The 25,284-nt window shown below is 70.7% G+C and carries 19 protein-coding genes and 6 tRNA genes; 12 read left to right on the top strand and 13 right to left on the bottom strand.

What is annotated here, in order from left to right; translation table 11 throughout:
- Positions 1-10: 10 nt before the first annotated feature.
- On the bottom strand, positions 11-634 hold the full coding sequence (locus tag OEB96_RS11125; RefSeq protein ID WP_266215530.1) for a hypothetical protein: 624 nt from the start codon (positions 632-634) through the stop codon (positions 11-13).
- 507 nt (positions 635-1,141) lie between these two features.
- Between OEB96_RS11125 and OEB96_RS11120 the strand changes: the two genes are divergently transcribed.
- From OEB96_RS11120 to OEB96_RS11110, 3 genes are all read left to right on the top strand, one after another.
- Positions 1,142-1,215 (top strand) — tRNA-Glu (locus OEB96_RS11120).
- 37 nt (positions 1,216-1,252) lie between these two features.
- A tRNA-Glu gene (locus OEB96_RS11115) sits at positions 1,253-1,328 on the top strand.
- Between the two features lie 59 nt (positions 1,329-1,387).
- On the top strand, positions 1,388-1,597 hold the full coding sequence (locus tag OEB96_RS11110; protein WP_266215529.1) for a hypothetical protein: 210 nt from the start codon (positions 1,388-1,390) through the stop codon (positions 1,595-1,597).
- Between the two features lie 29 nt (positions 1,598-1,626).
- Here the strand turns inward: OEB96_RS11110 and OEB96_RS11105 are convergent, their stop codons facing one another.
- Positions 1,627-3,387 (bottom strand): hypothetical protein, encoded by a 1,761-nt coding sequence (locus OEB96_RS11105; protein ID WP_266215528.1) that lies wholly within the window; start codon positions 3,385-3,387, stop codon positions 1,627-1,629.
- Positions 3,388-3,407: 20 nt separating this feature from the next.
- The gene (locus OEB96_RS11100) at positions 3,408-3,878 is read right to left on the bottom strand and encodes a hypothetical protein (protein ID WP_266215527.1); all 471 of its coding nucleotides are present in this window, start codon (positions 3,876-3,878) and stop codon (positions 3,408-3,410) included.
- A 50-nt stretch (positions 3,879-3,928) separates the two neighbouring features.
- On the opposite strand from OEB96_RS11100, the gene OEB96_RS11095 reads away from it, so the two are divergent.
- Positions 3,929-4,633: a dihydroneopterin aldolase gene (locus tag OEB96_RS11095; RefSeq protein WP_266215526.1), complete on the top strand. Its 705-nt coding sequence runs from the start codon at positions 3,929-3,931 to the stop codon at positions 4,631-4,633.
- A gap of 7 nt (positions 4,634-4,640) precedes the next feature.
- On the opposite strand, the gene OEB96_RS11090 is transcribed toward OEB96_RS11095, so the two are convergent.
- Entirely contained in the window at positions 4,641-5,666 is a 1,026-nt protein-coding gene (locus tag OEB96_RS11090; protein WP_266215524.1) for an aldo/keto reductase, read from the bottom strand.
- Between the two features lie 152 nt (positions 5,667-5,818).
- On the opposite strand from OEB96_RS11090, the gene OEB96_RS11085 reads away from it, so the two are divergent.
- The 3 genes from OEB96_RS11085 to feoB are packed head-to-tail and all read left to right on the top strand — an operon-like array spanning position 5,819 to position 10,238.
- Positions 5,819-7,894: an alpha/beta fold hydrolase gene (locus OEB96_RS11085; protein ID WP_266215523.1), complete on the top strand. Its 2,076-nt coding sequence runs from the start codon at positions 5,819-5,821 to the stop codon at positions 7,892-7,894.
- A gap of 23 nt (positions 7,895-7,917) precedes the next feature.
- The gene (locus tag OEB96_RS11080) at positions 7,918-8,154 is read left to right on the top strand and encodes a FeoA family protein (RefSeq protein ID WP_266215522.1); all 237 of its coding nucleotides are present in this window, start codon (positions 7,918-7,920) and stop codon (positions 8,152-8,154) included.
- On the top strand, positions 8,151-10,238 hold the full coding sequence (gene feoB, locus OEB96_RS11075; protein ID WP_266215521.1) for a ferrous iron transport protein B: 2,088 nt from the start codon (positions 8,151-8,153) through the stop codon (positions 10,236-10,238). Before OEB96_RS11080 ends, feoB begins: the two co-directional genes overlap by 4 nt.
- Before the next feature lie 5 nt (positions 10,239-10,243).
- On the opposite strand, the gene OEB96_RS11070 is transcribed toward feoB, so the two are convergent.
- Entirely contained in the window at positions 10,244-11,356 is a 1,113-nt protein-coding gene (locus OEB96_RS11070) for a serine hydrolase domain-containing protein (protein WP_266215520.1), read from the bottom strand.
- Between the two features lie 77 nt (positions 11,357-11,433).
- Positions 11,434-11,907, bottom strand: coding sequence for a gamma-glutamylcyclotransferase family protein (locus OEB96_RS11065; RefSeq protein WP_266215641.1), 474 nt, complete (start codon positions 11,905-11,907; stop codon positions 11,434-11,436).
- Between the two features lie 13 nt (positions 11,908-11,920).
- Between OEB96_RS11065 and OEB96_RS11060 the strand changes: the two genes are divergently transcribed.
- Positions 11,921-12,877, top strand: a complete 957-nt coding sequence (locus OEB96_RS11060; RefSeq protein WP_266215519.1) for a hypothetical protein — start codon at positions 11,921-11,923, stop codon at positions 12,875-12,877.
- Here the strand turns inward: OEB96_RS11060 and OEB96_RS11055 are convergent.
- The 5 genes from OEB96_RS11055 to OEB96_RS11035 all read right to left on the bottom strand — a co-directional run bounded on the left by OEB96_RS11055 (position 12,878) and on the right by OEB96_RS11035 (position 14,846).
- A tRNA-Leu gene (locus tag OEB96_RS11055) sits at positions 12,878-12,953 on the bottom strand. It lies immediately after the preceding gene.
- 8 nt (positions 12,954-12,961) lie between these two features.
- Positions 12,962-13,040: transfer RNA gene (locus tag OEB96_RS11050), tRNA-Leu, on the bottom strand.
- Positions 13,041-13,051: 11 nt separating this feature from the next.
- Positions 13,052-13,126, bottom strand: a tRNA-Leu gene (locus OEB96_RS11045).
- A gap of 29 nt (positions 13,127-13,155) precedes the next feature.
- Positions 13,156-13,228: transfer RNA gene (locus tag OEB96_RS11040), tRNA-Arg, on the bottom strand.
- A gap of 406 nt (positions 13,229-13,634) precedes the next feature.
- The gene (locus OEB96_RS11035; RefSeq protein ID WP_266215518.1) at positions 13,635-14,846 is read right to left on the bottom strand and encodes a M20 metallopeptidase family protein; all 1,212 of its coding nucleotides are present in this window, start codon (positions 14,844-14,846) and stop codon (positions 13,635-13,637) included.
- 65 nt (positions 14,847-14,911) lie between these two features.
- On the opposite strand from OEB96_RS11035, the gene OEB96_RS11030 reads away from it, so the two are divergent.
- Positions 14,912-20,140 carry a hypothetical protein gene (locus OEB96_RS11030; RefSeq protein ID WP_266215517.1) on the top strand — a complete coding sequence of 1,743 codons (5,229 nt, stop codon included), beginning with the start codon at positions 14,912-14,914 and terminating at the stop codon, positions 20,138-20,140.
- A 22-nt stretch (positions 20,141-20,162) separates the two neighbouring features.
- Here OEB96_RS11030 and OEB96_RS11025 read toward each other — a convergent pair whose 3' ends face one another.
- A complete protein-coding gene (locus OEB96_RS11025) occupies positions 20,163-21,581 on the bottom strand; it encodes a cytochrome P450 (protein ID WP_266215516.1) in 1,419 nt (472 codons plus the stop codon).
- A gap of 67 nt (positions 21,582-21,648) precedes the next feature.
- Here OEB96_RS11025 and OEB96_RS11020 point away from each other — a divergent pair, with 67 nt between their 5' ends.
- Positions 21,649-22,824 (top strand): aminotransferase class V-fold PLP-dependent enzyme, encoded by a 1,176-nt coding sequence (locus OEB96_RS11020; RefSeq protein WP_266215515.1) that lies wholly within the window; start codon positions 21,649-21,651, stop codon positions 22,822-22,824.
- A gap of 37 nt (positions 22,825-22,861) precedes the next feature.
- Entirely contained in the window at positions 22,862-23,569 is a 708-nt protein-coding gene (locus OEB96_RS11015) for a hypothetical protein (RefSeq protein ID WP_266215514.1), read from the top strand.
- A 24-nt stretch (positions 23,570-23,593) separates the two neighbouring features.
- On the opposite strand, the gene OEB96_RS11010 is transcribed toward OEB96_RS11015, so the two are convergent.
- Complete coding sequence (locus OEB96_RS11010; RefSeq protein WP_266215513.1) at positions 23,594-23,893, bottom strand: hypothetical protein; 300 nt, start codon at positions 23,891-23,893, stop codon at positions 23,594-23,596.
- A 471-nt stretch (positions 23,894-24,364) separates the two neighbouring features.
- On the opposite strand from OEB96_RS11010, the gene OEB96_RS11005 reads away from it, so the two are divergent.
- Positions 24,365-25,186, top strand: a complete 822-nt coding sequence (locus tag OEB96_RS11005; protein WP_266215512.1) for a penicillin-insensitive murein endopeptidase — start codon at positions 24,365-24,367, stop codon at positions 25,184-25,186.
- The last annotated feature ends 98 nt before the right edge of the window (positions 25,187-25,284 follow it).

The raw sequence follows: 25,284 nt of genomic DNA, 5'->3' as shown, positions 1-25,284 counted from the left end.
AAGCCGCGTCTCACGACTTGGCCTTGAGCGTCCCGCAGGCCTCGATCTGGCGCTTGCTCGCGGCCTCGTCGTAGCCGCCGTGGTTGCCTTGCTTGCACACCCACTTCTCGCCGCCGACGTCGATGATCATCTGGAAGTGATGGCTGGGCTGACCACCCTCGGGTTGCATCGTGTAGCGCAGCAGCGTGTCGGTCTTCTCGACGATCGTGTTGGTGCTGCCGTACTTGTTCTCGAGCATCATCTTCTCGAGATCGTCGAGATTGGTGTTGTACTCGTTGCCCTTGGCGATCTGCACGCCGAACAGCTTGCCCGAGTCGCGCTTCTCGCCGAAGTCCACGCGGATCGTGGTCTCGTCGTCGTTGAAGGTGGTGCAGCCCTTGGGCACGTCGATCGTCGCGGGGATCTTGCTCTCGCCTTGATCGAGGGCCAGCGTCTCGGTCTCCGTGGGGAGGGTGTCACCAGCATCGGCCTCGACGGCCTTGACGTCGGCCTTGGCGTCGCCCTTGGCATCCGCCTTGGCGTCGCCCTTGGCCTCGGCCTTGGCATCCGCCTTCTTGGCGTCGTCGGCCGGCTTGGAATCACAGCCGAAGGGGGCGAGCAGGGTGAGGACCAGCGCGAGGGTCTGAGACTTCATGTTGGTTGGCCAGACGATCAGCCATCGGCGCGGTTGCGCACCCACGAAGCATTTTTGCCCTCCGGAGTCCCGGATGGAGCCGTCGCCTGGCGCGAAAACTGCCAAGGATCACTCGAATTGAGACCAATTCCAACGTACCGGTGGCGCACGGGCTCGAGAGCACGTACGTGCGCAAGCAACGCAGGACGTCCACCGCCGGTACGTCCACCGCGATCGTTACACTCCACGCCGCCGACGATTCGAGTGCACGTGCTTTGTCGTTGCGCTTGCTTGACGGCACCCGACTCGGCTCCTAGACCACCCAACGTCATGGCTCCGTCGCTCACCACGGATCTGCGCGGCCCCGCTCTCGTCGAACGAGAGCGCGAGGGTGAAGTCCACCCGCGCGGGTCCCTGGGCTGAGCATCGCTCCGCCATCACGACCGGCCTGCGCGGGAGGGCTTCACCCTTCGTGGCCACGCTTGGCGTGGCTGTTCTTGGCGGCCCCCTTCGGGGAGGCCCTCTCGCGCGGGCGTCGTTCAACCGGCCAGGACCTCGGCCCTTTCATGCCGAAGATGCGGGTTCGAGCCCCGCCGCCCGTACGACCGCGATCACCAGCCATCGGCGGTGATCCATCACGTCCCTGTGGTCTAGTGGCCGATGACGCCGGCTCCTCATGTCGGAGACGGGGGTTCGATTCCCCCCAGGGATGCCAGTGCCGGGCCGTGGTTCACCGCCGCGGCCCGGCATCACGGGACGAGGAGCTCGAACGCCATGTACGCTCGAATCGACAAGCGAGGCAGCCGCAATCACAACGCCAAGCTCGACCTGGTCAAGGTCCGCACGATCCTCGGGTCGCGCGAGAGCAACGCGGCGCTGGCCCGGGTGCTGGGCGTGTCGCCGGCGGCGGTGTCGAACGTCCGCACGGGGCGAACGTGGGCCTGGGCCTCCGAGGACGCGCTCCCGGACGATCCGCGCGGCTGATCGCCGCGGTTCGACGAGAGAGGCGCTCGCTACCCTCGGTCCCTGATCCACCCTTCGGGACCCTCCACCAAGATCTCCACCCGTGGGTCGGAGAGCTCGTGGTGCGTTCGTAGCACGAGCCGCATGGTCCCGCCGTCTTGGCCGGAAGCCACGCGCACCTCCGATCCGTCGAGGCCGGGCAGCGGTATCCATCGCCCGTCGAGCACCCCACGATCGAAGATCGGCCGCAGGTTGAGCTGACCGCCCCGTCGTAGATAGAGCGCGAGGCTCTCGGAGGGCTCGATGGGGCCGGCCCAGGAGGGCAAGCGATCGAGCCGCAGGAAGCTCGCGTCTTCGCCCTCGAGCTCGATCGCCAGCGCTCGCGGACCCGCTTGCGACACCCGCGTGCCCCTGCCTGCGGCCCCATCGTGGGTGACGACGCCGAAGCGCACGTCGCCCAGCCGATCCCGCAGCGTGCCCTGCCACATCGAGAACGGACGGGCATCGCCGACCTCGAGCAAGTAGGCGGTGGTGCCGGCCGGCAGCCCGAGCGCCTGCAGCTTCGCCACCGCCGCGCTCAGGGCCCGCTCGTCATCGGCCATGCGGCTCCACGTTCGCTGCGCGAGCGAGTGCGACGACCAGGCGGCCCACGCCAACGTGGCGATCCCTGCGACCGCGATCGCCCGAGCCGAGGGCATCCGGCGCAGGCACCAGGCCGCACTCAGGGCCACGAAGGCGACCGGCACGTAGACCTGCCGCAGCCCGCTCCATCGGCTGGCGTACACGTCGCTCCAGCCGGCCTTGATGCACACGTCCAGGAGCAGCAGCCCGATCGGGAGCACACCCAGCCGCGCGATCTTGCCGAAGTCTGCACGCGCCAACCAGGCGAGCGCGGCGAGCATCCCGGCCAGCCCCAGCAGCGCGCTCGGCTCGAGCGGTCCGAGTCCCTCGAATTCGTCGACGGGTGGGTCCATGCTCCACGGTCCCGAGCCCGGCGACCACAGCAGCAGCATGCGGCGCAGCGCCAGCACGGGCTCGATCACCAGCGCCCGCAGCAGTCGCTCGTCGAGCGCCACCGCTTCGAACGCGGCGTGGTGCTGTCGCACCGTGGGGTAGTGCAGGCCGTGCACGGCATGCACCGCGATCCCGAGGCCCAGCGCCCCTGCACAGGGGAGCCACCACCGGCGGCGCTCGTCGACCGACGAGAGCACCACCAGGGGCATCACCACGAAGGTCACGTCGCACAGGCAGGCCGCCGCCAGCATTGCCGCGACCTTCGCTCGTGACTCCCCGTGGCGCGCGATCCACAGGGCCAGCAGCGAGCAGAACCCGCCGAACACGTACTGCGTGAACTGACCGGTCACCACCACCTCGACCGCGGCGGGGTGCAATCCGAACGCGAGCCCCGCGAGCGCGGCCAGCCCCGCTCGATCCGTCATCCGTCGAGCCAGCGCCGCCACCAGCACCGACGACCCCACGTGCAGGGCCCACGGCAGCGCGTAGAACAGCGGCGCCGAGCCCCACTGGTGCGCGGCCACGCTGGTCCACAGGGTCGAGGGCAGCTTGATGGTCCGTCGCTCGAGCAGCCGGTAGAACCACTCGCCGCCCGTGCATGCGCTGCTGAAGCCCTCCTGCCACGCCGGCCAGTCGCACAGCTGGGCCTGTGTGTAGGCGGTCTGTACGTGCCAGTTGAGCAGGCTGCTGCGCCACAGCACCGGCAGCCAGTAGAGGCCCACGAGCGTCGCGACGACCACGCAGGCTGCGTGCGCCAGGGCCCACCGCCTGGCCCGAGCGACGACGCGTCCGCGCATGTCGTCGAGCTCCTACGTGGTCAGCACTCGATCATCGCGAGCGCGGGGCCGTTGCCCTCGTCGCCACAGTACCAGGCATTGCCCGAGGCATCGCAGCAGCCCGGGCCCTCGATCCCGCTGCACGCCTCGCCCGCCTCGAGCGTCACGCCGTCGGGGCAAAGCAGCGGGTAGTTCCCGTTGGGGTCCTCCCCGTCGCCTCCGCACACGTAGCCCTCGGGCACGGTGGCATCGCCGGTCGGACCCCAGCCGCATGCCCCGCCTGCGGCGGTCTCGTCGCTCGCGGTCTCGTCGCTCGCGGTGGCCGCCGTGGTCCCGCCGGTCTCCGACTCGGCGCCCGAGGTCGCGGGCCCCGAGGTCGCGGGCCCCGAGGTCGCAGGCCCCGTGTCGTTGCCGGTCTCCGATCCATCGTCGTCGTTGACGATGATGCACCCCGGCGCCGGGCAGAGCAGCCCAACCACCAACGAGAAGCTCAGGCCATGTCGTGCGCTCACCGCTCCACCGTATCACCGGCCGACCCGGGCCTGGTGTAGCTTTCTGCTCCGTGACCGTCGACGCGATCGAGCTGGAGAACCTGCGTCTTCGCTGCGTGGTGGGGGTCTGGCCGCAGGAGCGCGAACGCGAGCAGCCGGTGCGCGTGGACCTGCAGCTGTGGCTCGATCTCGGCCGCGCCGGTCGCACGGCCAGCCTGAAGGACACTGTGGACTACTCGCGGGTGGCCGCCGAGGTCACCGCCTTGCTTCGCTTTCGCCGCTATCGCTTGCTCGAGAACGCGGCCGCCGAGCTGTCGGCCATGCTGCTGGGCTGCTACTCGCTGGTGCAGGGGCTCGAGCTGCGCCTGGCCAAGCCCGAGGCGCTCGGGGGGCGAGCCGACGCGACCGCCGTCCGGATCCGCCGAGCCCGCGAGGATCTTCCCACCCGTCGTGAGCCCACCGGCTTCGGCCAGGCCGAGGTCCTGCTCGAGACGGCCGAGGCCGGGCTCTACCTGCTGCACGTGGAGCCCGGGCGCGAGCTGCTGCCGAGCCCGGCCGAGGGCATGCGCGAGCTCTCGTGGCTGGTGGACGGCGCGCTGCGCCTCGACGGCGAGCCCATGGTGGCGTCGCAGCCGGCCGAGCTGTCACGCGGCGACTCCCACGCCTACCGCAACTACGGCAAGGACGTCGCCACGCTGTTCTTCTGCGGCTGCCCCCCGCCCCTGCACGAGCACGACCCACCGCCGGGCACGGTCCACCGACGCTCGTGGTCGTAGGGCGAGCCTACCAGCGCGATTGCACCCGCGCGAGGAAGTCGTAGGGGTAGCCCAGGTCGAAGGCCGAGGCCTCGTCGAGCGCGCTCATGTGGGCGTCGTCGAGCCGGAGCTCCGCGGCCTTCAGATTGTCGTCGAGCTGCTGAAGCGAGCGCGCGCCGAAGATCACCGAGGTCACCTGCGGCTTGCGCAACAGCCACGCCAGCGCCACCTGGCTGGGCGTGCCCCCGGTCTGCTCGGCCACGCGATCGACCGCCTCGAGGATCCTCCAGTTGCGCTCGTTGTCGAAGCGTCCGAGGCGGTCCTTCCACTTCTCGAGCCGCGAGCCCTCGGGCGGCGGCGCGCCCTTGCGGTACTTGCCGGTCAGGAACCCCGCCCCCAGCGGCGACCACGGCAGGATCCCCAGCCCGTGCTCGCGACACACCGACACGTGCTCGCGCTCGATATCGCGGGTCACCAGGCTGTACTGCATCTGCGCGGTCACGAAGCGCTCGAGGCCCTGCGTCTTGCTGATCCACAGGCTGTCCACCAGGCGATGGGCGGCGTAGTTGCTGCATCCGAGGTAGAGCACCTTGCCCTGCCGCACCAGGTCGTCGAGCGCCCGCAGGGTCTCCTCCTCGGGAGTGTCGATGTCCTGCATGTGGATCTGGTAGAGGTCGATGCGATCGGTCTCGAGCCTTCGCAGGCTGTCCTCGACCGTCTTGACGATGCGGTAACGCGAGGCGCCGCTCTTGTTGGGGCCCTTGCCCATCACGAAGCGGAACTTGGTGGCCAGCACCACCTCGTCGCGACGGCCGTGCTTCTCGAACCACTTGCCGATCACGCGCTCGCTCAGGCCGTCTTGGCCGTACACGTCGGCGGTGTCGAAGAAGTTCACCCCCGCGTCGAGCGCCCGATCCATGATGGCGAACGAGGTCCGCTCGTCGCAGCCGACCTGGTGCATGAACGAGTTCTCGTCGGCCTCGCCGAACGTCATGGTGCCGAGGCAGAGGGTGGAGACGCGAAGTCCGGTGGGGCCGAGCTGACGGTAGTCCATGGTGCGGTTCCTCTCGGGTGGAGCGGGTGTGGAGTAGCAGACGCGGCTCTACCAACGCCACCGCCGTTCGCGCTGTTTCGCGCGAATGCTGCTGGCTGGTGATCCGCCCGTTGCCGAGCGGGCACTTGGCCCATGACTCCTCGAGGAACGCAATGGACATCGATCGCACTCTGCTACCCGTCTGCACGTTGCTGGCCGTCACGGCCTTGCCCGCCCTCGCCGCGGCCCACGAGGTTGGCCAGTATCCCGCCCACACCGTCGTCGGTGACTTCAACGGCGACGACGAGCTCGACAAGGTCGTCGCGAGCCCCAAGGCCAACGGCCAAGCCGGGCAGATCGAGCTGTTCCTGGGCGACGGTACGCAGGGCTCGCTGTGGCACAAGGGGGTGGCGCACTCGAGCTGGCCCAACCCGCCGGTCGTGATGACGGAGGACGATGGGATCTTCGTCGGCAGCGCCGGCTCGTACCGCCGCTTCGGCGCGGGCCTGGCGGTGGGCGACTTCGACGACGACGGTCGCGACGACATCGTGTTCGGTGCGCCCGGAGCCGCCGTGTCGGGCAACAGCTACGCGGGCCTCGCGTACGTGCTCTACGGCAAGGACATCGACCCCGTCACGGGGACCTACACCGTGGCCAGCGCCTACCAGCAGGGGGCGGCCGGGGTCGCGGGCACACCCGAGGCCTACGACTACTTCGGCGAGTTCTTCACCGCGGGCGACTTCGACTGCGACGGCATCGACGACCTCGCCATCGGCGTGCCGCGGGAGGACCTCGTGTACGCGGCGCAGACCCATACCGATGCGGGGATCATGCACGTGCTCTACGGCTCGGGCAGCGGCCTGACCACCACGGGCGACGAGTACTTCGCCGAGAGCCTGGTGGGCGGCACGATCGAGGCCTACGACTACTTCGGCGGTGCGCTCACGGCCGGCAATTTCGACACCAGCACCGGAGGCGGCTACGGCTTCACGTGCGAGACGCTGGCCATCGGCGTGCCGCGCCAGGACGTGAGCGGCAAGAGCGATGCGGGCGCGGTCTACACCCTCCCCGGCACCGTGCTCGGGCTGTCGCTGTCGGGCACGCTGTGGCACCAGGACGTCGCGGGGGTCGACGGCACCACCGCGGCGGGCGAGCAGTTCGGCTCGAACCTGGGCACCGCCAGCCTGTCGGTCGGCGAGGACCTGTGGGTCGAGGTCCCGGGCGAGCTGTGTGGTGATCCCGACGACCGCCGCTTCCACTCGATCCGCGGCGGCTCCGGCGGGCTGACCACCGCGGGCGACACCCGGTTCTGCTCGCGTCACGAGCCCGGGCTGCACGACACCGAGGTGGGCTGGATCGTGGAGAAGCGCGACAGCTACGGCCCCTACATGCAGTACTTGCCCACCGGGGTCGACGAGACCTCCGAGGTGCTCGTGGTCGTGCACGGTACGCCCACCCCGCTGCTGGCCAGCGAGGATCCGTGGGATCACGCCGCCCGGGCCGCGCGCTTCTGGATCGATCTGCAGGACATGTGGATCGACATCGCGGAGCAGGAGAACCTCATCATCATCGCGCCGGGCTTCACCGCCACGGGCTTTGGCAGCGTGAGCCTCGACGCCGGGCACCCCGAGTCCGATCTCGACGATCTGCGGGATGACCACGGTGGCTATCGAAACCTGTACGGGCGAGACATCCAGGCCGACGCGTGGGTCAACGCCATCGTCGACAGCTACCAAGACGTCGATCTCAACCCCAGCGGCGAGATCTACATCTACGGGCACTCCGCGGGGGCCCAGATGGTGTCGCGCTACATCGCCCGCAACCCGGACCGGATCATCGAGGCGGCGATGAGCTCGCCGAACACGGTGGCCGAGCCGGACGGCGCGACGTGGGGCTACGGTCTGGGCGCGCTCGGCTGGACGGAGTTTCGGTGGATCCGCGACGACTTCAGCGGGCTCGACGTCGCCTACTACTCCTTCGCCCCCGATGCCGAGGACTGGGGAGACGCGCTGACCCACCCGATCTACATCGACGTGGGCGAGCTCGAGCAGAGCGGCGGCGACACCCACGTGCAGACGGCAATCGGCTACAAGACCAAGACCGACACCTTCATGGCCAGCGAGAACAAGACCAGCGGCGTGCAGCTGTGCATCGTGGACGGCCAAGACCACGACTACGGCTCGATGATGGCAACGCCCGCCTACCAGCTGTTTGGCTGGGGCGTGGCCCCGACCTGTGTCGCTCCGTAGCCGTCTGCTAGACTCCGCGCCCGGTGTCCGCACCCACCTCCCTCGATCGCCTCGAGCCGGGTCGCAAGGCCGACGTCGTGGGCGTGGATGGCCCCGGTGACATGGCGGTGCGCCTGCTCGAGATGGGCTTCGTTCCCGGCACGCGCGTCGAGCTGGTGAAGGTGGCGCCGCTGGGCGATCCCCTCGAGCTTCGCGTGCGCGGCTATCACCTGTCGCTGCGCCGCGCCGAGGCAGCGTACGTGCAGGTGACCCTCCAATGAGCGAGACGAGCGCGCCCTCGACGTTGCGCGTGGCGGTGGCCGGCAACCCCAACGTGGGCAAGACCAGCCTGTTCAACGTGCTCACGGGATCACGCCACCGGGTGGGCAACTACTCGGGGGTCACGGTCCAGCGCCTCGAGGGCGAGGTCGTCGGCAAGCTCGCGGGCGAGGGGCCGCCGATCCGCCTGGTCGACCTGCCGGGCATCTACAGCCTCAGCCCCACCTCGGAGGACGAGGTGGTGGCGTTCGACGTGCTCACCGCCAAGGACGCGCCCGACGCGGTGCTCTTGGTGCTCGATGCCTCGAACCTGGCGCGCAACCTCTACCTCGCGCTGCAGGTGCTCGAGCTGGGATTGCCCCTGGTGGTCGCGCTCAACATGGTCGACATGGCGCGCGAGGCCGGGCTGCCGGTGCAGCCGCAGCGGCTCGCGAAGGAGCTGGGCGTGCCGGTGGTGCCCACCGTGGCGCGCACGGGCGAGGGAGTCCAGGCGCTGGTGGACGCACTGCGGGCGCTCGATCGGGCCGAGTCCCACGCGCCGGTGCTGGTGCCCCCCGGCCCCGACGACACGGCGTTGCAGCGCGCGCTCGAGGGCCTACATCCGTCGCTGTTGCCGGCCGAGGCTCGCACCGCGCTCCTGGCCCGCCGCGCGGGCAAGGGCGTGCCCGGAGCGGCCGGCACGTTCCTCGCGAGCCTGCCGGAGTCGGACGTACGAGCGGCGGCGCAGCAGCTGGTGTGCGCCCGCTATCGCCGGGTCGACGAGATCCTCGAGGTGCTCGGCCACCGCGAGCGCGTGCGCGACGACGCGCCCGCGATGGCCCCCTCGCAGCGGATCGATGCCGTGCTCACCCACCGCGTGGCGGGCCTGGCGATCTTCATCGCGGTGATGGCGTTCATCTTCGTGTCGATCTTCTCGTGGGCCGATCCGATCATGGGCCTCATCGAGGATGCCTTCGGGTGGCTCTCGGGCCTGGTGTCCGACGCGCTGGGCCCGGGGTTGCTCACCGAGCTCGTCACCGAAGGCGTGATCGCCGGGGTGGGCAACGTGGTGGTGTTCGTCCCGCAGATCGCCCTGTTGTTCCTGTTCCTGGGCCTGCTCGAGGACTCGGGCTACCTGGCGCGCGCGGCGTTCCTGCTCGATCGCCTGATGGCGCGCATGGGCCTGCACGGGCGTGCGTTCATTCCGCTGCTCTCGGGCTATGCGTGTGCGATCCCGGCGATCCTGGGCACGCGCACGATCTCGACCACGCGCGATCGGCTGGTCACCATCCTCATGATTCCGTTCATGAGCTGCTCGGCGCGGCTGCCGATCTACACGCTGGTGATCGGGGCGCTGTTCGTGAGCACCGAGCCGGTGATCTCGCGTGGGGTCGACCAGGGCCTGGTGCTGCTGTCGATGTACCTCCTGTCCACGGTCTCGGCGCTGGCCATGGGCTTCCTCTACAAGCGCACGATCCTCGTGAGCCCCACGCCGCCGCTGGTGCTCGAGCTGCCGCCGTATCGCCTGCCGCGGGTCCGCGACACGCTGTTGATGGTGTACGACCGCGTCAAGGACTTCCTGCGCGGAGCGGCCACGGTGATCATGGCGTGCACGGTGGTGCTGTGGGCGCTCTTGTCGTTTCCGGCCGAGCGCACGGGCGCGGGCCAGGGGGGCGCGACCATGGTGGCGCAGAGCTACGGCGGTCGAATGGCCCGGACCCTCGAGCCCGCGCTCCAGCCGATCGGCCAGGACTGGCGGGTGGGCGTGGGCATCATCGGCAGCTTTGCCGCGCGCGAGGTGCTGGTGAGCACGCTGGGCCTGGTCTACGGCATGGAGACCGACGAGGACGACCCGGTGCAGCTGCGGCAGGCGCTGCGCGAGCAGAAGGATCCCGACACCGGCCGCCCCCAGCACACCCCGCTGTCCGGGTTCGCGCTGATGGTGTTCTTCGTGTACGCGTGCATGTGCATGTCGACCCTGGCCGTGGTGCGACGCGAGACCGGCGGCTGGAAGTGGCCGGCATTCATGTTCGTGTCGATGACGGGGCTGGCCTACGTGATGGCGTTGTTGGTGTTCCAGGGCGGACGCGCGCTGGGGCTGGGCTGACCCCATCATGGGCCCTGGGGTTGCAGGGCGAGCGCCGCCGTGAAGGCGGCGTGCAGCGTGGCCTTGTAGGCCTGCGGGGTGCTCGAGAGCACCGCCACCGCCACGCGATGCCGAGGCGACCACTGCAGCTCGGCCCAGTGGGTGCCGGTGTTGCCCGAGTGCCCGAGCACGAGCGCGTCGCCCGTGCCCTGCATGCGGATCCCCAGGCCGTAGTCCCAGCCGGGACGATCGGAGATCACGCGGGTGCTGGTCATCGCGGGCAGCCAGCCGCTGCGCTCGAGCGCGAACGGTAGTCGCGCGAGATCCTCGGCCGATGCAAGGCCGCCGCCCGCGGCCCGGGTCCATGCGGGCAGCGGTGGCGAGGCACTGGCCTCGATCGCCTGCCAGCCCCACCCCTCGCGATGGTCGCAGGCGAGGCGTGCTCCGTCGTCCATCGCAAGGGCGATCCGCTCGCGCACCGCGGCCAGCGTGGGCTCGGTCTCCAGCCGCGATGTCAGCTCCCGCCCCGTCACGCGCTCGAGCCACGCGCCCACCAAGAGGAAGTTGGCGTTGGCGTAGGCATGAGCCCCCGGCGCCTCGCGATGGAGCGCCAGCGCCAGCGCCCACCGATCGCCCCGCGACAGCAGCTCGTGGGGCTCGGGATCGCGCAAGCCCGAGGTATGGGTGAGCAGCTCTCGCAGTGACGGCGGTGGCTGGAGCTCCGACAGCGCAGCGAGCGGCTCATCGAGCCCCACGCCTTGGCGCTGGGCCTCCGCCAGCGCCAGCGCGGCGGTGACCAGCTTGGTGATCGAGCCGATCCGCAGCGGTGTACTCGAGCGCAGCCGCTCGGGCTGGCCGCGGCAGCGCGGGCCCACGGCGGCGGCGAACACCACCTCGTCCTCCTGCACGATCGCCACGCTGGCCGACACGCCACGCAGATCGTGCACCTCGGCACACAGGGATCGCACCACGGCCGCGCGCAGGCTCGGCTCGAGCGACGCGTGCCCCGGGTGGGGAGCGGCCAGGAGATCACGGACGCAGGCGAGCCTTGGATCCTCGGCGGGATCTGCCGGAGGATCTTCGGGCAGGTCCTCGGAGGAGCCTCCGGCCGCTTCGAGCCGGCCGGGCTGCGGATCCACGGGCGAAGCCGAGCACGCAAGCGACGTGGCGCACAGCACGACCAAGACGCCGGGCGTCGGTCTGCCCGACCGAACCGTCAACGGGCGCCCTCCAGGAAGTCGCCCGACTCGATCACCGGAAGTCCCTCGACCGACCAGCCATAGGCGTAGATCCACGCCGGCAGCGGTGCCTGGCCGACCGGTTCCACCATCGTCCGAACGCGCTGGAACTCTCGGGGCTCGGGATCGTGGGCCCCTGCACCCTCGTAGGCGTCGAGCGTCTCCAACACCGAGGGATCCCGCAGCAGGTACAGCTCTCCCACCACCCAACCCGCCCCCGGATCGAGCACGATCCCGGGGTAGCCGTCCGCTCGGTAGAGCACGCCGCGGACCCGTGCCGGCTCGCAAGAGCTCGCCGCCGCGCGTAGGAGACGGTGCATGGGATGTGCGGCGGAACACCGCAATGTGCCATAGACGAACAGATGCACAGGATGCGCGAAGGTGAGCGGCCGACGCGCAGCGAGCGTAGGGCGGGTCCTCCTGCCGCGCAAGGGCGCAGAGGCTTGGTACATTCGTGCCGGGTTCATGCCCGGTTCCTCCGACGACGATCCCAAGCCCTCGCCCGAGCCTCTCGCCCAGGCCGCGCATGCGATCGTTCGTGAGCCCGGTGCACCCCTGCCGTCCACGTCTCCCACGGAGACCACGGTCAAGGTTCCCATGCCGCCCAAGCTGCCCGAGGAGGATAACGTTCGCGCCCAGTCGCCCACGTCGACGGGCGATGCGGACGAGGTCGAAGAGGTCGAGGCTCTCGACGAAGAGGTCGAGGTCGAAGGTCCGGGACTCGACGTCAAGGCGCTGGTGCACGAGCTCGAGGTCGCGTCGTATGACGTTCCCGTTGCGCGGTCCGAGATGCCCACGGTGCCCGAGACGGCCGCCAAGCCGCGACGCGAGGTCAAGCCGCGGCGCGATGATCCACCGGCGGTGGCGGGCGAGGTCGCGATCTCCGAGGACGGACCGGTCGGGCTGTTCGATTCGCCACCACCATCGGCCTCGCGGGATCGACCTCGACGCTCGCGACCGGTCGACCCCAACCGACGCGACGATCCGCCCAGCGTGGCGGGCGAGGTCGCCGTGCAGTCGAGCAGCGAAGAGCCCGAGGTGCCGCGGTCGGCCGACGTGGTCGTTGCTCCCATGTCCTCGTCGGGTCCCCAGCCGGTCCTGGCCCCGCCCGCTCCGCAGCCGATGGTGGCCGCCTCGGGTTCTCATCCGATCTACGTGGGTCAGCCGACCACGAGCCCGACGATGACGTCCTCGGGCTCCCATCCCGTGCTCGGGATGAACCAGTCGGGAGCGGTGCCCACGATGGGCGCGCGAGTCAGCTCCGATCCCACGGGCTTCATGGTCTCGGGGCCTCACGCACGAACGCGCTCGAACCCCTCGCAGACGAGCGCTCGCGACAACATCCTGCTGTGGATCCTGGCCGGAGCGCTGGTGGTGTTGGCGTTGGGCGTGGTGGTGGTGATGGTCGCGCTGATGAAGTAGTGCCCAGGGAGGGATTCGAACCCCCAACCTGCCGAGCTTGAATCGGCCGCCTCTGCCGTACTTGGGCCACCTGGGCGTGGTCGATGGTGCCTGGAGAGGGATTCGAACCCCCAACCTGCCGGTTCTGAGCCGGCCGCCTCTACCGTGTTTGGGCCATCCAGGCATGAATGAAAGTGGACGGAGAGGGATTCGAACCCTCAACCTCGCGGCCCTCGACCGCGCGCCTCTACCGAGTTGGGCCATCCGTCCGTGGATCGCGGGTCACGAGGGCTTGGCGGTGCGGCGTCGAGGATTCGAACCTCGGACCTCCCGATCCGTAGTCGGGCGCTCCATCCGCTGAGCCAACGCCGCAAGGGAAGCGAGCGCTCGGGTCGAACGCCGCGTGGCGATCACCTCGAGCCGAACGTGGATCGACGTGAGCGCGCACGAGCGCTCGAGCCCGCACGCCCGCGGGTGCCGAAGCATCGGCACCCGCAGCCCTCGTGGCCCGGACTTGGCTGAAATTCCCCGTTGGCGCCCTCAGGACGCCCGTGGGGGCTCACTCGCCCGAACTGGCGAGTCGTGGCCTAGCGAAGGCGCAGGCCCGTCGCACGGCGCAGGAGCAATCGAGCGCCCAGCCGGTGCTGGCGGCCCAATCGCAGCGTCTGCGTCTGGTGATACGTGGCCATGATGGGTTTCATATGAAGCATCGATCGCGAGGCGTCAAGCAAGAAAATCGACGCGCTCGTTCTTCGAGTGGGACGATCGGAACGATCGATCACCTCGCCGCCCCGAGCCGATCCTCGACCAATCCCAGGAACATGCGGATCCCGATCGGAATCAGTGCGTCGTCGAAGTCGAAGTCGGGGTGGTGGCACCCGGGGGTGTCCTCGCCCGCCCGTCCGGCGCCGAGGAAGAAGTAGGCGCCCGGTACGGCCTGCGTGAAGTAGGCGAAGTCCTCGCCGCCGGCGATCGGCAGCCCGGTGGCGCTCACCCGCGAGGGCCCGACCACGCGCTCGCCCACGCGCTGCACGGCGCTGGCACAGTGCTCGTGGTTCATCAGCACGGGATAGCCCTGCCCGAGCGACAGCTCGAGCTCCACGCCGAAGGTGGCCGCGATGCCGCGCACGATCTCCTCGATGCGCTCGACCACCCGCTGGTCGACGGCAGGGTCGAAGCTGCGAACCGTGCCCGCGAGCTCGGCGCGATCGGGGATCACGTTGTTGGCGTGGCCGGCCGCGAACCGGCACACGCTGACCACGGCTCCGCCGTCGCTGCCCAGGCCACGGCTGACCACCGTCTGCAGCGCGGTCACGAGGTGGGCGGCGGCGACGATCGGATCGCGGCAGGCCTGCGGCTGGCTGCCGTGCCCGCCCTTGCCCGTCACGGTGATGGCGAGCTCGCGGGTCTGGGCCATGGTGGCGCCAGCGGTGACCCGCAGCTCGCCATGCGGGAACGGGGGCCAGTTGTGCAGGCCATAGACCTCGTCGACGCCGTCGAGGGCGCCCTCGGCCACCATCACCTTGGCCCCGCCCCCGTCGACGCCCTCCTCGGCCGGCTGGAACAGCAGGCGAACCCGGCCGGGCACGCGGTCGCGGTGGCGGGCGAGCAGCGCGGCCACCCCCATCAAGATGGTGGTGTGGCCGTCGTGGCCGCACTTGTGAGCGCGGCCCTCGTGCACCGAGCGATAGGGCAGCGGGGTGCTCTCATGGATCGGCAGGCAATCGAGGTCGGCCCGCAACGCGATGCAGCGACCGGCGTCGTGGCCCGGGCCCTCGGGGTGGAGCTCGGCGACCAGGCCGGTGCCGGCACAGTCCCGCGGGGCATAGCCATGGGTCTCCAGCCAGCCGCGTACCCTGGCCTGGGTGCGGTGCTCCTCGAAGCCGAGCTCGGGGTGCTGGTGGAGGTCGTGGCGGATCTCACGTAATTCGGGCAGCAGCGCCTCGATCTCGGCATCGGTCCACCCACCCCCGGTCATGCCCTGGCCCATGGCTCGGCAGGCTATCAGGTCGCGAGGGCGCTTGGTACAAGTCGGCACCCGCTCGAAGAGGCCCGATGGTGGAAGAAACCCGACCCGCAACCGATGAGGCCACCCCCAACGCCGAGCTCGCGAGCCTGGTGGATGGCCTGCCGCGGCGCGCCGATGTGGCGCATTCCCTGGCCCAGGGGCACGACGGCCTGCGCATCGCGGAGCACGTGCGGGCGCTGGGCGTCGACGATCTCGCCGCGATCGAGGACGACACGCTGCTGCGCACGGGGGCGGCCCTGCTGGCGCACGGGCACGGCGAGGCGGCGGCGCGCTGCTTCACGGCGCTCGAGGGTCGGGAGTCCTCGGCCGGGCTCGCGCGCCTTGGGCTGGCGTGGGTGTCGTGGGCCGCGGGGCAGGCGGAGGCCTGTGCAGACGGACTGCGCGCGGCGGCGCAGCTCGATCCCGAGGCGTCGCTGCTGCCCGAGGGCACCACGCTGGCCGGCGTGCGCGCGCGGATCGGAGCACTGGTGGTGCTCGCGGCCGACGACGCCGAGGGCGAGCACGACGTGGAGCTGCTGTCGCTGCCGCGACCGTGGCTGAAGGCCGAGCGGCAGGCGCTGCAGACGGCGGCCGAGTCGCTGGCCAGGCTGTCGCATCCTGCGGTGGCGGGCTACGGCGCGCTCACCCTGGGGGAGCGCACCGCCACGCTGCGACGCGAGACCACGCCGGGCCCCTCGCTGGCCACCAAGCTCGACCCGCGCTCGCTCGACGATGCGCTGGCGATCGTGGAGCCGCTGGGCGAGGGCCTGCGGGCCGCGCACGGCGAGGGGCTGGTGCACGGGGCGATCGGGCCGGCGCTGGTCACCCTGGCCCCCGCGGGGCCGGTGCTCCGTGGCCTGGGCATGGGCGCGCGGCTCTTCCCCAGCGTGCACGAGGCCGCGCAGGGCTTGGTCGCACCCGAGCGCCTGGCCGGCGCGGCGCCCTCGGCCAAGGGCGACGCGTATGCGCTGGCGGCCCTGCTCTACCGCTTGCTGACCGGCCGAGCCCCGGTCGGATCGATGCCGCGACCCAGCCCCGAGCCACTCGATGCTCGCCTCGATGCGCTGTTCGCCGACGCGCTGCACCCCGACCCCGAGGCGCGCCTCGACATTGCGACGCTGATCGAGCGTGCCAAGGCGATCGCCGCCACCCCGGAGCAGGCCGCGGCGGTCGAGACGGCCGCGTCGCAGCCGCTGAGCCCGCCCGCCGACCCCGACGACCTCGAGGGCTGGGGGAGGATCCTCGAGCGCAAGCCCACCCACCGCGAGGCGCTCGACGCCGTCGCGCGCATCGAAGCGGCGGCGCGGGATGCCGATCGCTGGGACCAGGTGGCCGAGGCGCTCGCGCTGCGGGCCAAGCTCGCGCAAGTGCAGCAGCAGCGCGTGGAGCTGCGGCGCGAGCTGGTGACGACCTACGAGACCAAGCTGTCCGCGCCGGCCAGCGCCTTCCGGGAGCTTCAGGCGCTGATCGAAGAGGTCGCGGTGGGCGAGCAGCTCGCCATGGTGGGCGAGCTGCAGCGCCTGGCCGAGATCACGGGGCAGTGGGGGCCGCTGGCCGACAGCCTGGAGATCGTGGCCCAGCGCGTGCCCGAGGCCGCCGAGCAGGCGCGGCTCTACACCGAGCTGGGGCGGATCTACGCCGAGCGGCTGGGCGCGGCCGATCGGGCGCTGGCCGCCTACGAGAAGGCGATCGGCATCGAGGCCACGGCGCAGAGCCTCTCGGCCGCGGTGCTCCTGTACCGCAAGGCGGGCAAGCTGGCCGAGCTGGTGGCCACGCTGCTGAGCCTCGCCGATCACCAGCAGGGCACGGACCGGGCCGCGACCCTGCGCGAGGCGGCCAACGTGCTGCACGACGACCTCGGCGACGTGGAGGGAGCGTTTGCCACCCTGCGCGCCGCGCTCGAGGAAGAGCCGGACCACGCGCAGGCCCTGACCACGGCCGAGACGTTCGCGCGCGAGCTCGAGGACTGGCACAGCCTGGTCGATCTGCTCGACAAGCGGGCCTCCGCCTCGCTCGACGACCAGGTGATCCGCGAGCTGCGAACCGAGGCGGCCGAGCTGGCCACCGAGCACCTCGGGGATGCCGCCCTCGCGGTCGAGCACCTCGATGGGATCCTCGCACGACAGCCCCAGCACGAGCCCACCATGCGGCGCCGGGTGGAGCTGCTGCGGGGCCTGGTCGAGTCCGACGCGACCCGGCGCCCCGCCCTCGTGGCCGCCCTCGAGGCGCTGGCGGGCCGGGCCGAGCGGCCCGACGACAAGGCCGCGCTGTGGTCGGAGCAGGCCGCTTTGCTCGACGCCGAGCCCGACGGCAAGGCCGGGGCCGCGCGCTGCCGCGAGCAGGTGGTGCAGACCCTCGGCTTCGAGCACGCGCTGGCGCGCGAGGCCGTCGAGGCGCTCGAGGTGTTCTACCGCCGCGAGGAGCGGCACGATGCGCTGCTGGCCCTGCTGCGCCGCGTGGGCGAGGACAAGCACGCCGAGGCCAAGCTCCGCGTGAACGCGTGGTCGAAGGTGCTCGAGCTGGCCAAGGCCAGCGACTCCGACGATGCGGTGGTGGAGGCGCTCGAGGCCCTCACCGCGCTCGCTCCCGACGATCACGCCTGGCGCGACGCCTTGCTCGAGCGCTACCTGGCCCGCGAGGACTTCGAGAAGGCCGGGCCGCTGATTCGACAGCAGGTCACCGACGAGGGCATCGATCCCAAGCGCAAGGCGGCGCTCTTGTGGCGCGGAGGCCAGCTGCGCGAGCAGATCGGCAAGGCCGAGGGCGCGGTGGAGGCCCTCGAGGAAGCGGTGGCGCTCGACCCCACCCTGCACGACGCGTGGCTGGCCCTGCGCGACCTCTACCGTCAGCGCGAGCAGCCGCTCAAGGCCATCGAGGCGCAGGTCTCCGCCGCGCGCGCCCACCCGTCGCGCATCGAGCGGGTTGCGCTCACGTTCGAAGCGGCCAAGACCTACCTCGACGCGCTGGGGCAGCCCGACAAGGGCCTGCAGCTGCTCGAGGAGCTGGTGGAGCTCGACCCCGATCACCGCGAGGCCGCGGGCACGTTGGTGCAGCGGCTGGTCTCCGACGGTGACCTGCGGCGCGCGTGGCCGGTGTCGCAGATCTGGGTGGCGCAGGTGCGGGCGCAGGCCAAGGACGACAAGGCGCTCAACGTGCGGGCGCTGTCCGTCGCGGGCCGCTGCGCGGTGGCGGCCGAGGAGCCCGACCGCGCGCGCGAGTACCTCGAGAAGGCGCGCTCGTTCGACGCCACCAACCTCGACGTGCTGCGCCTGCTGGGCGAGATGGACATGGAGGCGCTGCGCTGGGAGGAGGCGCTGCGCAGCTATCAATCGGTGGTGCTGGGTGCGGCCGACAGGCTCCCGCCCCCCGAGCTGTCGCAGGTGTACCTGCGCATGGCCGAGGCGCGGCTGGGCATGAAGGAGCGCCCCAAGGCGATCCAGCTGGTCGAGCGTGCGCTCGACATCGACCCCGAGCAGCGCGCCGCGGTGGAGAAGCTGGTCGAGCTGGCCGAGAACCCGGCCGATCGCGTCAAGGCCAAGCAACGGCTGGTCGAGCTGCTCGCGCGTCGCGAGGGCAAGCTCGAGGGCGAAGAGCAGGCCAAGGTCCGGGCCGAGCGCATCGAGCTGCTGCAGGAGATCGCCAGGATCCAGCTCGAGGAGCTGAAGGCGCCCGACGACGCGGCGCGCTCGCTCGAGGCGGTGCTCGCCCTGTCGCCCAGCGACTCGGCCGTGCTGCACGGCCTGATGGACGCGTTCACCAAGGCCGGCCGCTGGCGCGACGTGGCCCGCGTGATCGAGCTGCTCGCGGCCCAGCAGGACACCGACGCGATGCGGGCCAAGTACCTCTACGCGGGAGCGGCGATCCTCCGCGATCAGCTGAACGACGCCGACGGCTACGGCGAGTGGATCTCGCGGGTGCTCGAGGCCGACCCCAACCACGCCAAGGCCAACCGCGGCTACGCCGACCACCTGGAGAAGAAGGGCGCGTACAAGGACCTGGCCAAGCACCTGCGCAACCGGCTCAAGTCGCTGCCCAAGGACGCCAGCAACGACGATCGCATCGGCCTGTTCCTGGCGCTGGGCGAGCTCTACGAGAGCAAGCTGGAAGACCCCAAGACCGCACTGGTCGCGTACGAGCAGGCGGTGCGCTTCACGCCGGCCGAGCGCGAGGGCGAGGCCGAGACCCGGCAGCGGCGGGTGAAGATCATGGAGCTGGCCCTGTCGCTGGGCGACGACGAGCTCGACAAGGCCATCGTGCAGGGTCATGCGCTCATCGGCAGCGACCCGATGGACTTCGAGAACTATCACCGCCTGGTCGAGCTCTATCAGCGGCGAGGCAACGAGGATCGCTCGACCACCATTGCGCGCACGCTGGCCTTCCTCAAGCAGGCCAACGAGGCCGAGCAGGCGCTGGCGGCCGCCGCGGCCGAGCGCGAGGCGCAGATCAAGGCGGTGGTCACCCCCGAGCTGTGGCGCAAGGCGCTCTACCATTCCCAGCAGGATCCGCGGCTGACCGAGCTGTTCTCGATCGTGTGGCCGATCGTGGCCGCGCGCGAGGGCCATACCCACGCGCACCACTCGGTCACCCGCGAGGAGCGCTCCAAGGTGAAGCTCGAGTCCGACGATCACCTCGCGCGCTACCTGGCCTACGCGGCCGGGGTGTTCGAGGTGCCCGTGCCCGACTACTTCCCGCGCGCCAAGGAGCCGGGCGGCATCCGCATCGACGCCCTGTGCGTGGGCGAGGCCGACGAGCGCCGGGTGTATCCCACGATCCTCGCCGGCCGCGACACGCTGCGCGAGGACAGCGAGGCCGGGCTCAAGTTCCGCGCCGCCGCCGCGATCGCACGGGTGCGAGCCGGCCACATCCTGGCCTCGGTGCTGCCCTCGGCCGCCAGCCTGCGGCACGTGTTCTTCGCCGCGGGCTCGCTGTCGGGGCTCGAGCTCCCGCCCGACTCCGCCGCCGAGGCCGAGCGCCTGGCCAAGCACCTCAAGCGCTTCATGACCCCGGCCCAGGTCGATCAGCTCGGGGGCCTGGCCCGCAAGGTGCTCGAGCGCGGCGAGCCCGACCTCAAGAGCTGGACGCAGGGCGTGGCGTACACCGCCAGCCGCACCGGGTTCGTGCTGTGCGACAGCATCGAGGCCGCGGCGCGGGTGCTGACGCAGCAGGGCGACGAGGGGATGGCGGTGCCGTTCAAGGATCGGATCCGCGATCTCATCGCGTACAGCTGCAGCACCACCTACCTCAAGCTCCGGCACGAGCTGGGGCTGTCGCGGTGAGCGGGGGATCGTGGGCCGCCCATCACGACCCCAGCCGTACGAAGCGACGAATCGACCCCCCGATCCTCACGACCGGCCCGGCCACCCGATCTCTCGCCTCCACTCGCACGGGCACTGCGTCCTTCGGCCCCATCGTGATCCCCCGCCCCTTGGGATCCACCCGTAGCCCGTCGACCGGCCGCAGCCGCACGCGCTGCAGCATCACTGCCAGCAGCACGCGCACCTCTTGCTCGGCGAACGTGGCCCCCAGGCACAACCGAGGCCCAGCGCCGAACGGCAGGTACTCGAACGGCGTGGGCCTGCGGGACTGCCAGCGCTCGGGATCGAAGCGCTCGGGGTCGGGCCACACGCTGGGCATGCGGTGGGTGACCAAGGCGCTCAGCAGCAGCGTCGTGCCCGTGGGCATCGGGTAGGGCCCCAGCTCGAAGTCCCCGTTCGCGCGGCGCATGAACATCATGTAGGTGGGCGGCATCAGCCGCATGCTCTCCTTGACCACTGCATCGAGCAGCGGCAGGCGTGTCAGCTGCTCGACCGTGGGGGCATCGCCATGCAGCGCGCCGTCCAGCTCCTCGCACAGCTCCTGGTGGATCCGCGGGTGCTGAGGCAGCAGCAGCAGGGTCCACAGCAGCGCATTGGCGCTGGTCTCGTGGCCGGCGATCACCAGCAGGATCATGTGCCCCACCAGCTCGGTGTCGGTCAGCCGGGTGCCGTCCTCGTCGTGGGTACGCACCAGCGTCGACAGCACGTCGTGCCCCTCGCGCTCGCGTGCCTGCTCGACCAGCTCGTGCATGCGGGTCACGATGCGCTCGCACACCCGCATGAACTTGCCATAGGGCGTGAACGGGAGGTCGAGCGGCAGCAGGATCGTGGCGGGGGAGGTGAACATCCCCAGCAGCTCCTTGCCCAGCAGGCGCAGCACATCGTGGGGGTCGTCGCCGAGCCTCACCCCGAACAGGCACCGCAGCATCACGGTGAGGGTGAGCTCCTGCAGCTCGTTCGCCAGGTCGACCGTGGTGCCCACCGACCAGCGCGCGATGTGCTGCTCCACGATCTGCACCATGTCGTCGCGATGCGCCCGCACGGCCATGCGCTGGAAGGCGGGCATCATCAGGCGACGGTGGGCCTGGTGGCGCTCGCCGGTCATCACCGTGAGGTTGCCGTTCATGCGCTCGGCGGCGGATCCCGGTGGGATCCGCACGGGCAGCTCGGTGAAGTGCTCGAACTCCCTGGCGTGCGGCAGGATCTGCTGATTGAGCTCGGGACCGAATGCACACACCAGCAACGGCTCGTGGGAGAGCGCCGCGATCGACCCGTGCTCGCGATGGAGTCCCAGCAGGACCTCGAGCGGGTTCCGAAACAGCCGCACGAGCGCCAGGCGATCGCCCACCAGCGGCAGCGGTCGAAGGCCAGGAATCGTGGATACGGGCTGGGGCTGCGTCATTGGGCGGGCCGGCTCGCCAAGCGTGATGCATCGCAGCGCCAGTGGCAACGGCGGTACCCTTGCCACGATGCGCCACCACTGGCTGCTCGATCCATCCATCGCGTTCCTCAACCACGGCTCGTTCGGCGCGTGCCCGCGGGTGGTGCTCGAGCATCAGACCGAGCTGCGCACGCGCCTCGAGTCCGAGCCCGTGCACTTCTTCTTGCACGAGCTGCCGCCCATGCTCGAGCAGGCCCGCGAGGCAGTGGCCGCGTTCGTGGGCGCACGCGCCGAGGACCTCGGGTTCGTGCGCAACGCGACCAGCGGGGTCAATGCCGTGCTGCGTTCGCTGTCGTTCGAGCCGGGCGACGAGCTGCTGGTGACCGACCACGGCTACAACGCCTGCTCCAACGTCGCCGACTTCGTCACGCGACGCGCGGGCGCTCGGGTAGCGGTGGCCAGGCTCCCGTTCCCGCTGCACTCCGAGGACGAAGTGGTCGAGGCGGTGCTCGCCGCGGTCACCGATCGCACGCGCGTGGCCCTGCTCGATCACGTGACCAGCCCGACCGGGCTGGTGCTGCCCCTCGAGCGCCTGTTGCCGATGCTGCGCGAGCGAGGCGTGCAGACCCTGGTGGACGGGGCCCATGCCCCCGGCATGCTCGAGCTGGATCTCACCGCCCTCGGAGCCACCTGGTACACCGCCAACTTCCACAAGCACACCTGCGCGCCCAAGGGAGCGGCGATGCTGTGGGCCCGCGAGGACGTGCAGGCCGATCTACACCCCGCCACCATCAGCCACGGCTACAACTCCAAGCGCCTGCGCAAGCGCTGGCTCGAGGAGATCGACTGGCAGGGCACCGACGACCCCACCTCGTGGCTGTGCGTACCCAGGGCGATCGAGTTCGTGGGCAGCCTGGTCGAGGGTGGGTGGCCCGAGATCCGCGCTCGCAACCGCGCGCTGGTGCTACGAGGGCGTGAGATCCTCTGCGAGGCGCTCGACGTCTCCGCGCCCGCGCCCGAGTCGATGATCGGCACGCTGGCCGCGGTGCCGCTTTGGCCTGGCGAAGACGCCCCGCCGACCTCGGCGCTCTACGCCGATCCGCTTCAGATCGCGCTGTTCGAGGAAGACCGCATCGAGGTGCCCATTCCACCGTGGCCCGGGCCGCCGCAGCGGCTGGTGCGGATCTCCGCGCACCTCTACAACGACGAGGCGGAGTATCGCGCGCTGGCCCGGGCGCTGGTGCGCCGACGGCCTTCGGCATGAGGGATGGGAGCTTGCAGCCGTACTATCGTGGGGTCTCATGACCATCTCGACCTCACGCCCCACGTGGATGCTCGTACTCCTCGTCTGCACCACGCTCGCCTGTCCCGGCGACGACGGCTCGAGCGAAGCGACCAGCACCACCGCCACCTCCTCCGACCCATCCACCTCCGAGGTCGGTGATACCACCGCGGGCGTCGGCGGCTGCGATCCCTCCGAGCCGATCCTGCAGGCCGACGGCTCTCCCACCGGCTTCGTGCGCTGTAGCGACGGCTCGTTCGAGCGCACGGAGGCGGTCACCTGCACCGCCCCCACACCGGCTGGCTCGTGTGTGGACGGCAGCCCCGATTCCGTCTGCACCACCGATGCCGACTGCGTGGCCAACCCCCACGGTGTCTGCGTCGGCGTCACCAATGGACCCGGCGTCACCAACTGCAGCTGCGTGTATGGCTGCTCCACCGACGCCGATTGCCCCGGGGGCCAGATCTGCGCCTGTGGAGGTGCGGCCGCCGGCTACCCCGGCGGGACCACGTGCATCGCCGCCGCCTGCTCGCTGAGCACCGACTGCGGCGACCAGCGCTGCCACATGGCCACGACCCCCGAGGGCTGCGAGCTGTCCCCGAGGATGGCCTGCACCACGGCCGAGGACACCTGCCGGGCCAACGACGATTGCGACTTCAGCCTCTCCGAGGCGTGCACCCCGTCGCTCGACGGCCCGTGGCAGTGCTTCGAGCAGGGCTGCGCCTAGGGAGACGCGCGTGGGTTGCCACGCTCAGCGGTCGACGGGCGATCGGGAGGGCCCGGGATCGAGCTCGACCTCGAGCAGCTCTCCCGAGCGAGCATCGAGCCATGCGGTGTCCTGGCCGTCGGTCACCCGCCAGCGACCGGTGACGCGGTCGAAGCGCGCATCCTCGACCGGGCCGTCGAGGTAGAGCATCGACTCCCCACGCGCCTGTGCTTCGGTCAACCACATGGAATCGTTGGATTTCAGTGGGGATGCGTGGTCCGCGAACAATGCCATCGCCCCAAGGGCGAAGCCCACCGCGAGCAGCTCGACCTGGATGCGTTTCATCAATGCCATCATAGCGTCACCCCAACGTAACACAAACAAGAGCCGCGAATTGTGACATCTGAACATCTGTTTGGTGCTCGAGCCCGCGACCCACTGCGCGACGATCCGACCCGACTCGAAGGGCCAGCGCGACGAGATGTCACGCCATCGCGAGCCCGATCGAGGCTCGAGACCGCCTGGTGACGCCGATCTCCAGGGATGCTCGCGTGGTACGACCCTTGCTCGTCGCCGACTGGGATGGTTCGCCTCTTCCACGCCGCTCTGGTCGCCCCCCTCGTTGGGGCAATCGCCGTTGCGCTCGGCTGTGATTCCGAGGGCGACGGCGAGCCCGCCGAAGCAGCAGATCGTGCCGTCGTTGGCACGCGGCTCGGACCCCGAGCAGAGCCCGTCGAAGCGGAACCCGGAGCTCCCGGATCCGAGCCCCATGCCGGCGCATCGGCGCCCGAGCCTCCGGAGGACGCGACGACGATCGTGCTCCGGCGCCCCTGGCCCCCCACCACGCTTCCGCTGGCGCTGTTGGCCACCATGGGCGCCAAGGACCCCGCCTCGTCGCGCGCCACCCTACGCGACGAGGACAGCGGGGTCATCGCCAGCTATCGGCCCGGCGATCGGATCCGCGAGGGCGTGGAGGTGCTGTCGATCGAGGACGGCCTGGTCGAGCTGTCGAACGCGGGCGAGGTCGAGTACCTGTCGATCTCCGAGATCCCCGTGGAGCTGTCGGCCAACGACGTGTTCTACCCCGACCTGGTCGCCGACCTGCAGCTGTCGGGCTCGATGGAGGACGGCACGCTGCTGCCGCCCGGGCCCGAGTACACGATCAAGTCCGAGACCTACGCCTGGGCCACGCCGCGCACCATCGCGCTGCTGCGCGATGCGATCCACGAGTACGCCAAGGGCCGAAGCATGCCCACGGTGCACATCGGCGACATCAGCCGGCGCGGCGGAGGGCCGTTCGCCCCCCATATCTCCCACCGGGAGGGCCGCGACGTCGACATCGCCTACGTGCTGCACGACCGTCGCAAGCGCTTCGCGGTGGCGACCGCGGGGATCCTGGACGAAGCGCGCACCTGGGCGCTGCTGCAGGCGCTGCTCGACACCCACGCCGTGACCTACGTGTTCGTCGACTACGAGGTCCAGCGCCTGCTCTACGAGCATGCGCTGGCCGAGGGCATGTCCCCCGAGCAGCTCGAGCCGCTGTTCCAGTACCCCTACGGGCGTCGCGCCGCGCAGGGCATCATCCGCCACTGGAAGGGCCACCGCGATCACTTCCACGTGCGGTTCTCGGCGTCCTGAGGGCCGCGGGCCGAAATCGGTGCGACACCGCGCGCAGCGAGGTTGCCGGCGTCAACCCACGGCGAGGGGGGCCAATTTCTCGCCTCGACCTCACTTCC

It is taken from the genome of Paraliomyxa miuraensis, assembly GCF_026337845.1.
GTDB classification, from domain to species: Bacteria; Myxococcota_A; Polyangia; order Nannocystales; family Nannocystaceae; genus Paraliomyxa; species Paraliomyxa miuraensis.
This window is presented reverse-complemented; position numbering and strand designations above follow the sequence as displayed.

What these genes read in the sequence shown, in the direction of transcription:
- OEB96_RS11125 (WP_266215530.1), bottom strand. Translation starts at nt 634, where the DNA reads ATGAAGTCTCAGACCCTCGCGCTGGTCCTCACCCTGCTCGCCCCCTTC.
- OEB96_RS11110 (WP_266215529.1), top strand. Translation starts at nt 1,388, where the DNA reads ATGTACGCTCGAATCGACAAGCGAGGCAGCCGCAATCACAACGCCAAG.
- OEB96_RS11105 (WP_266215528.1), bottom strand. Translation starts at nt 3,387, where the DNA reads ATGCGCGGACGCGTCGTCGCTCGGGCCAGGCGGTGGGCCCTGGCGCAC.
- OEB96_RS11090 (WP_266215524.1), bottom strand. Translation starts at nt 5,666, where the DNA reads ATGGACTACCGTCAGCTCGGCCCCACCGGACTTCGCGTCTCCACCCTC.
- OEB96_RS11085 (WP_266215523.1), top strand. Translation starts at nt 5,819, where the DNA reads ATGGACATCGATCGCACTCTGCTACCCGTCTGCACGTTGCTGGCCGTC.
- feoB (WP_266215521.1), top strand. Translation starts at nt 8,151, where the DNA reads ATGAGCGAGACGAGCGCGCCCTCGACGTTGCGCGTGGCGGTGGCCGGC.
- OEB96_RS11065 (WP_266215641.1), bottom strand. Translation starts at nt 11,907, where the DNA reads ATGTACCAAGCCTCTGCGCCCTTGCGCGGCAGGAGGACCCGCCCTACG.
- OEB96_RS11060 (WP_266215519.1), top strand. Translation starts at nt 11,921, where the DNA reads ATGCCCGGTTCCTCCGACGACGATCCCAAGCCCTCGCCCGAGCCTCTC.
- OEB96_RS11035 (WP_266215518.1), bottom strand. Translation starts at nt 14,846, where the DNA reads ATGGGCCAGGGCATGACCGGGGGTGGGTGGACCGATGCCGAGATCGAG.
- OEB96_RS11030 (WP_266215517.1), top strand. Translation starts at nt 14,912, where the DNA reads ATGGTGGAAGAAACCCGACCCGCAACCGATGAGGCCACCCCCAACGCC.
- OEB96_RS11025 (WP_266215516.1), bottom strand. Translation starts at nt 21,581, where the DNA reads ATGACGCAGCCCCAGCCCGTATCCACGATTCCTGGCCTTCGACCGCTG.
- OEB96_RS11020 (WP_266215515.1), top strand. Translation starts at nt 21,649, where the DNA reads ATGCGCCACCACTGGCTGCTCGATCCATCCATCGCGTTCCTCAACCAC.
- OEB96_RS11015 (WP_266215514.1), top strand. Translation starts at nt 22,862, where the DNA reads ATGACCATCTCGACCTCACGCCCCACGTGGATGCTCGTACTCCTCGTC.
- OEB96_RS11010 (WP_266215513.1), bottom strand. Translation starts at nt 23,893, where the DNA reads ATGAAACGCATCCAGGTCGAGCTGCTCGCGGTGGGCTTCGCCCTTGGG.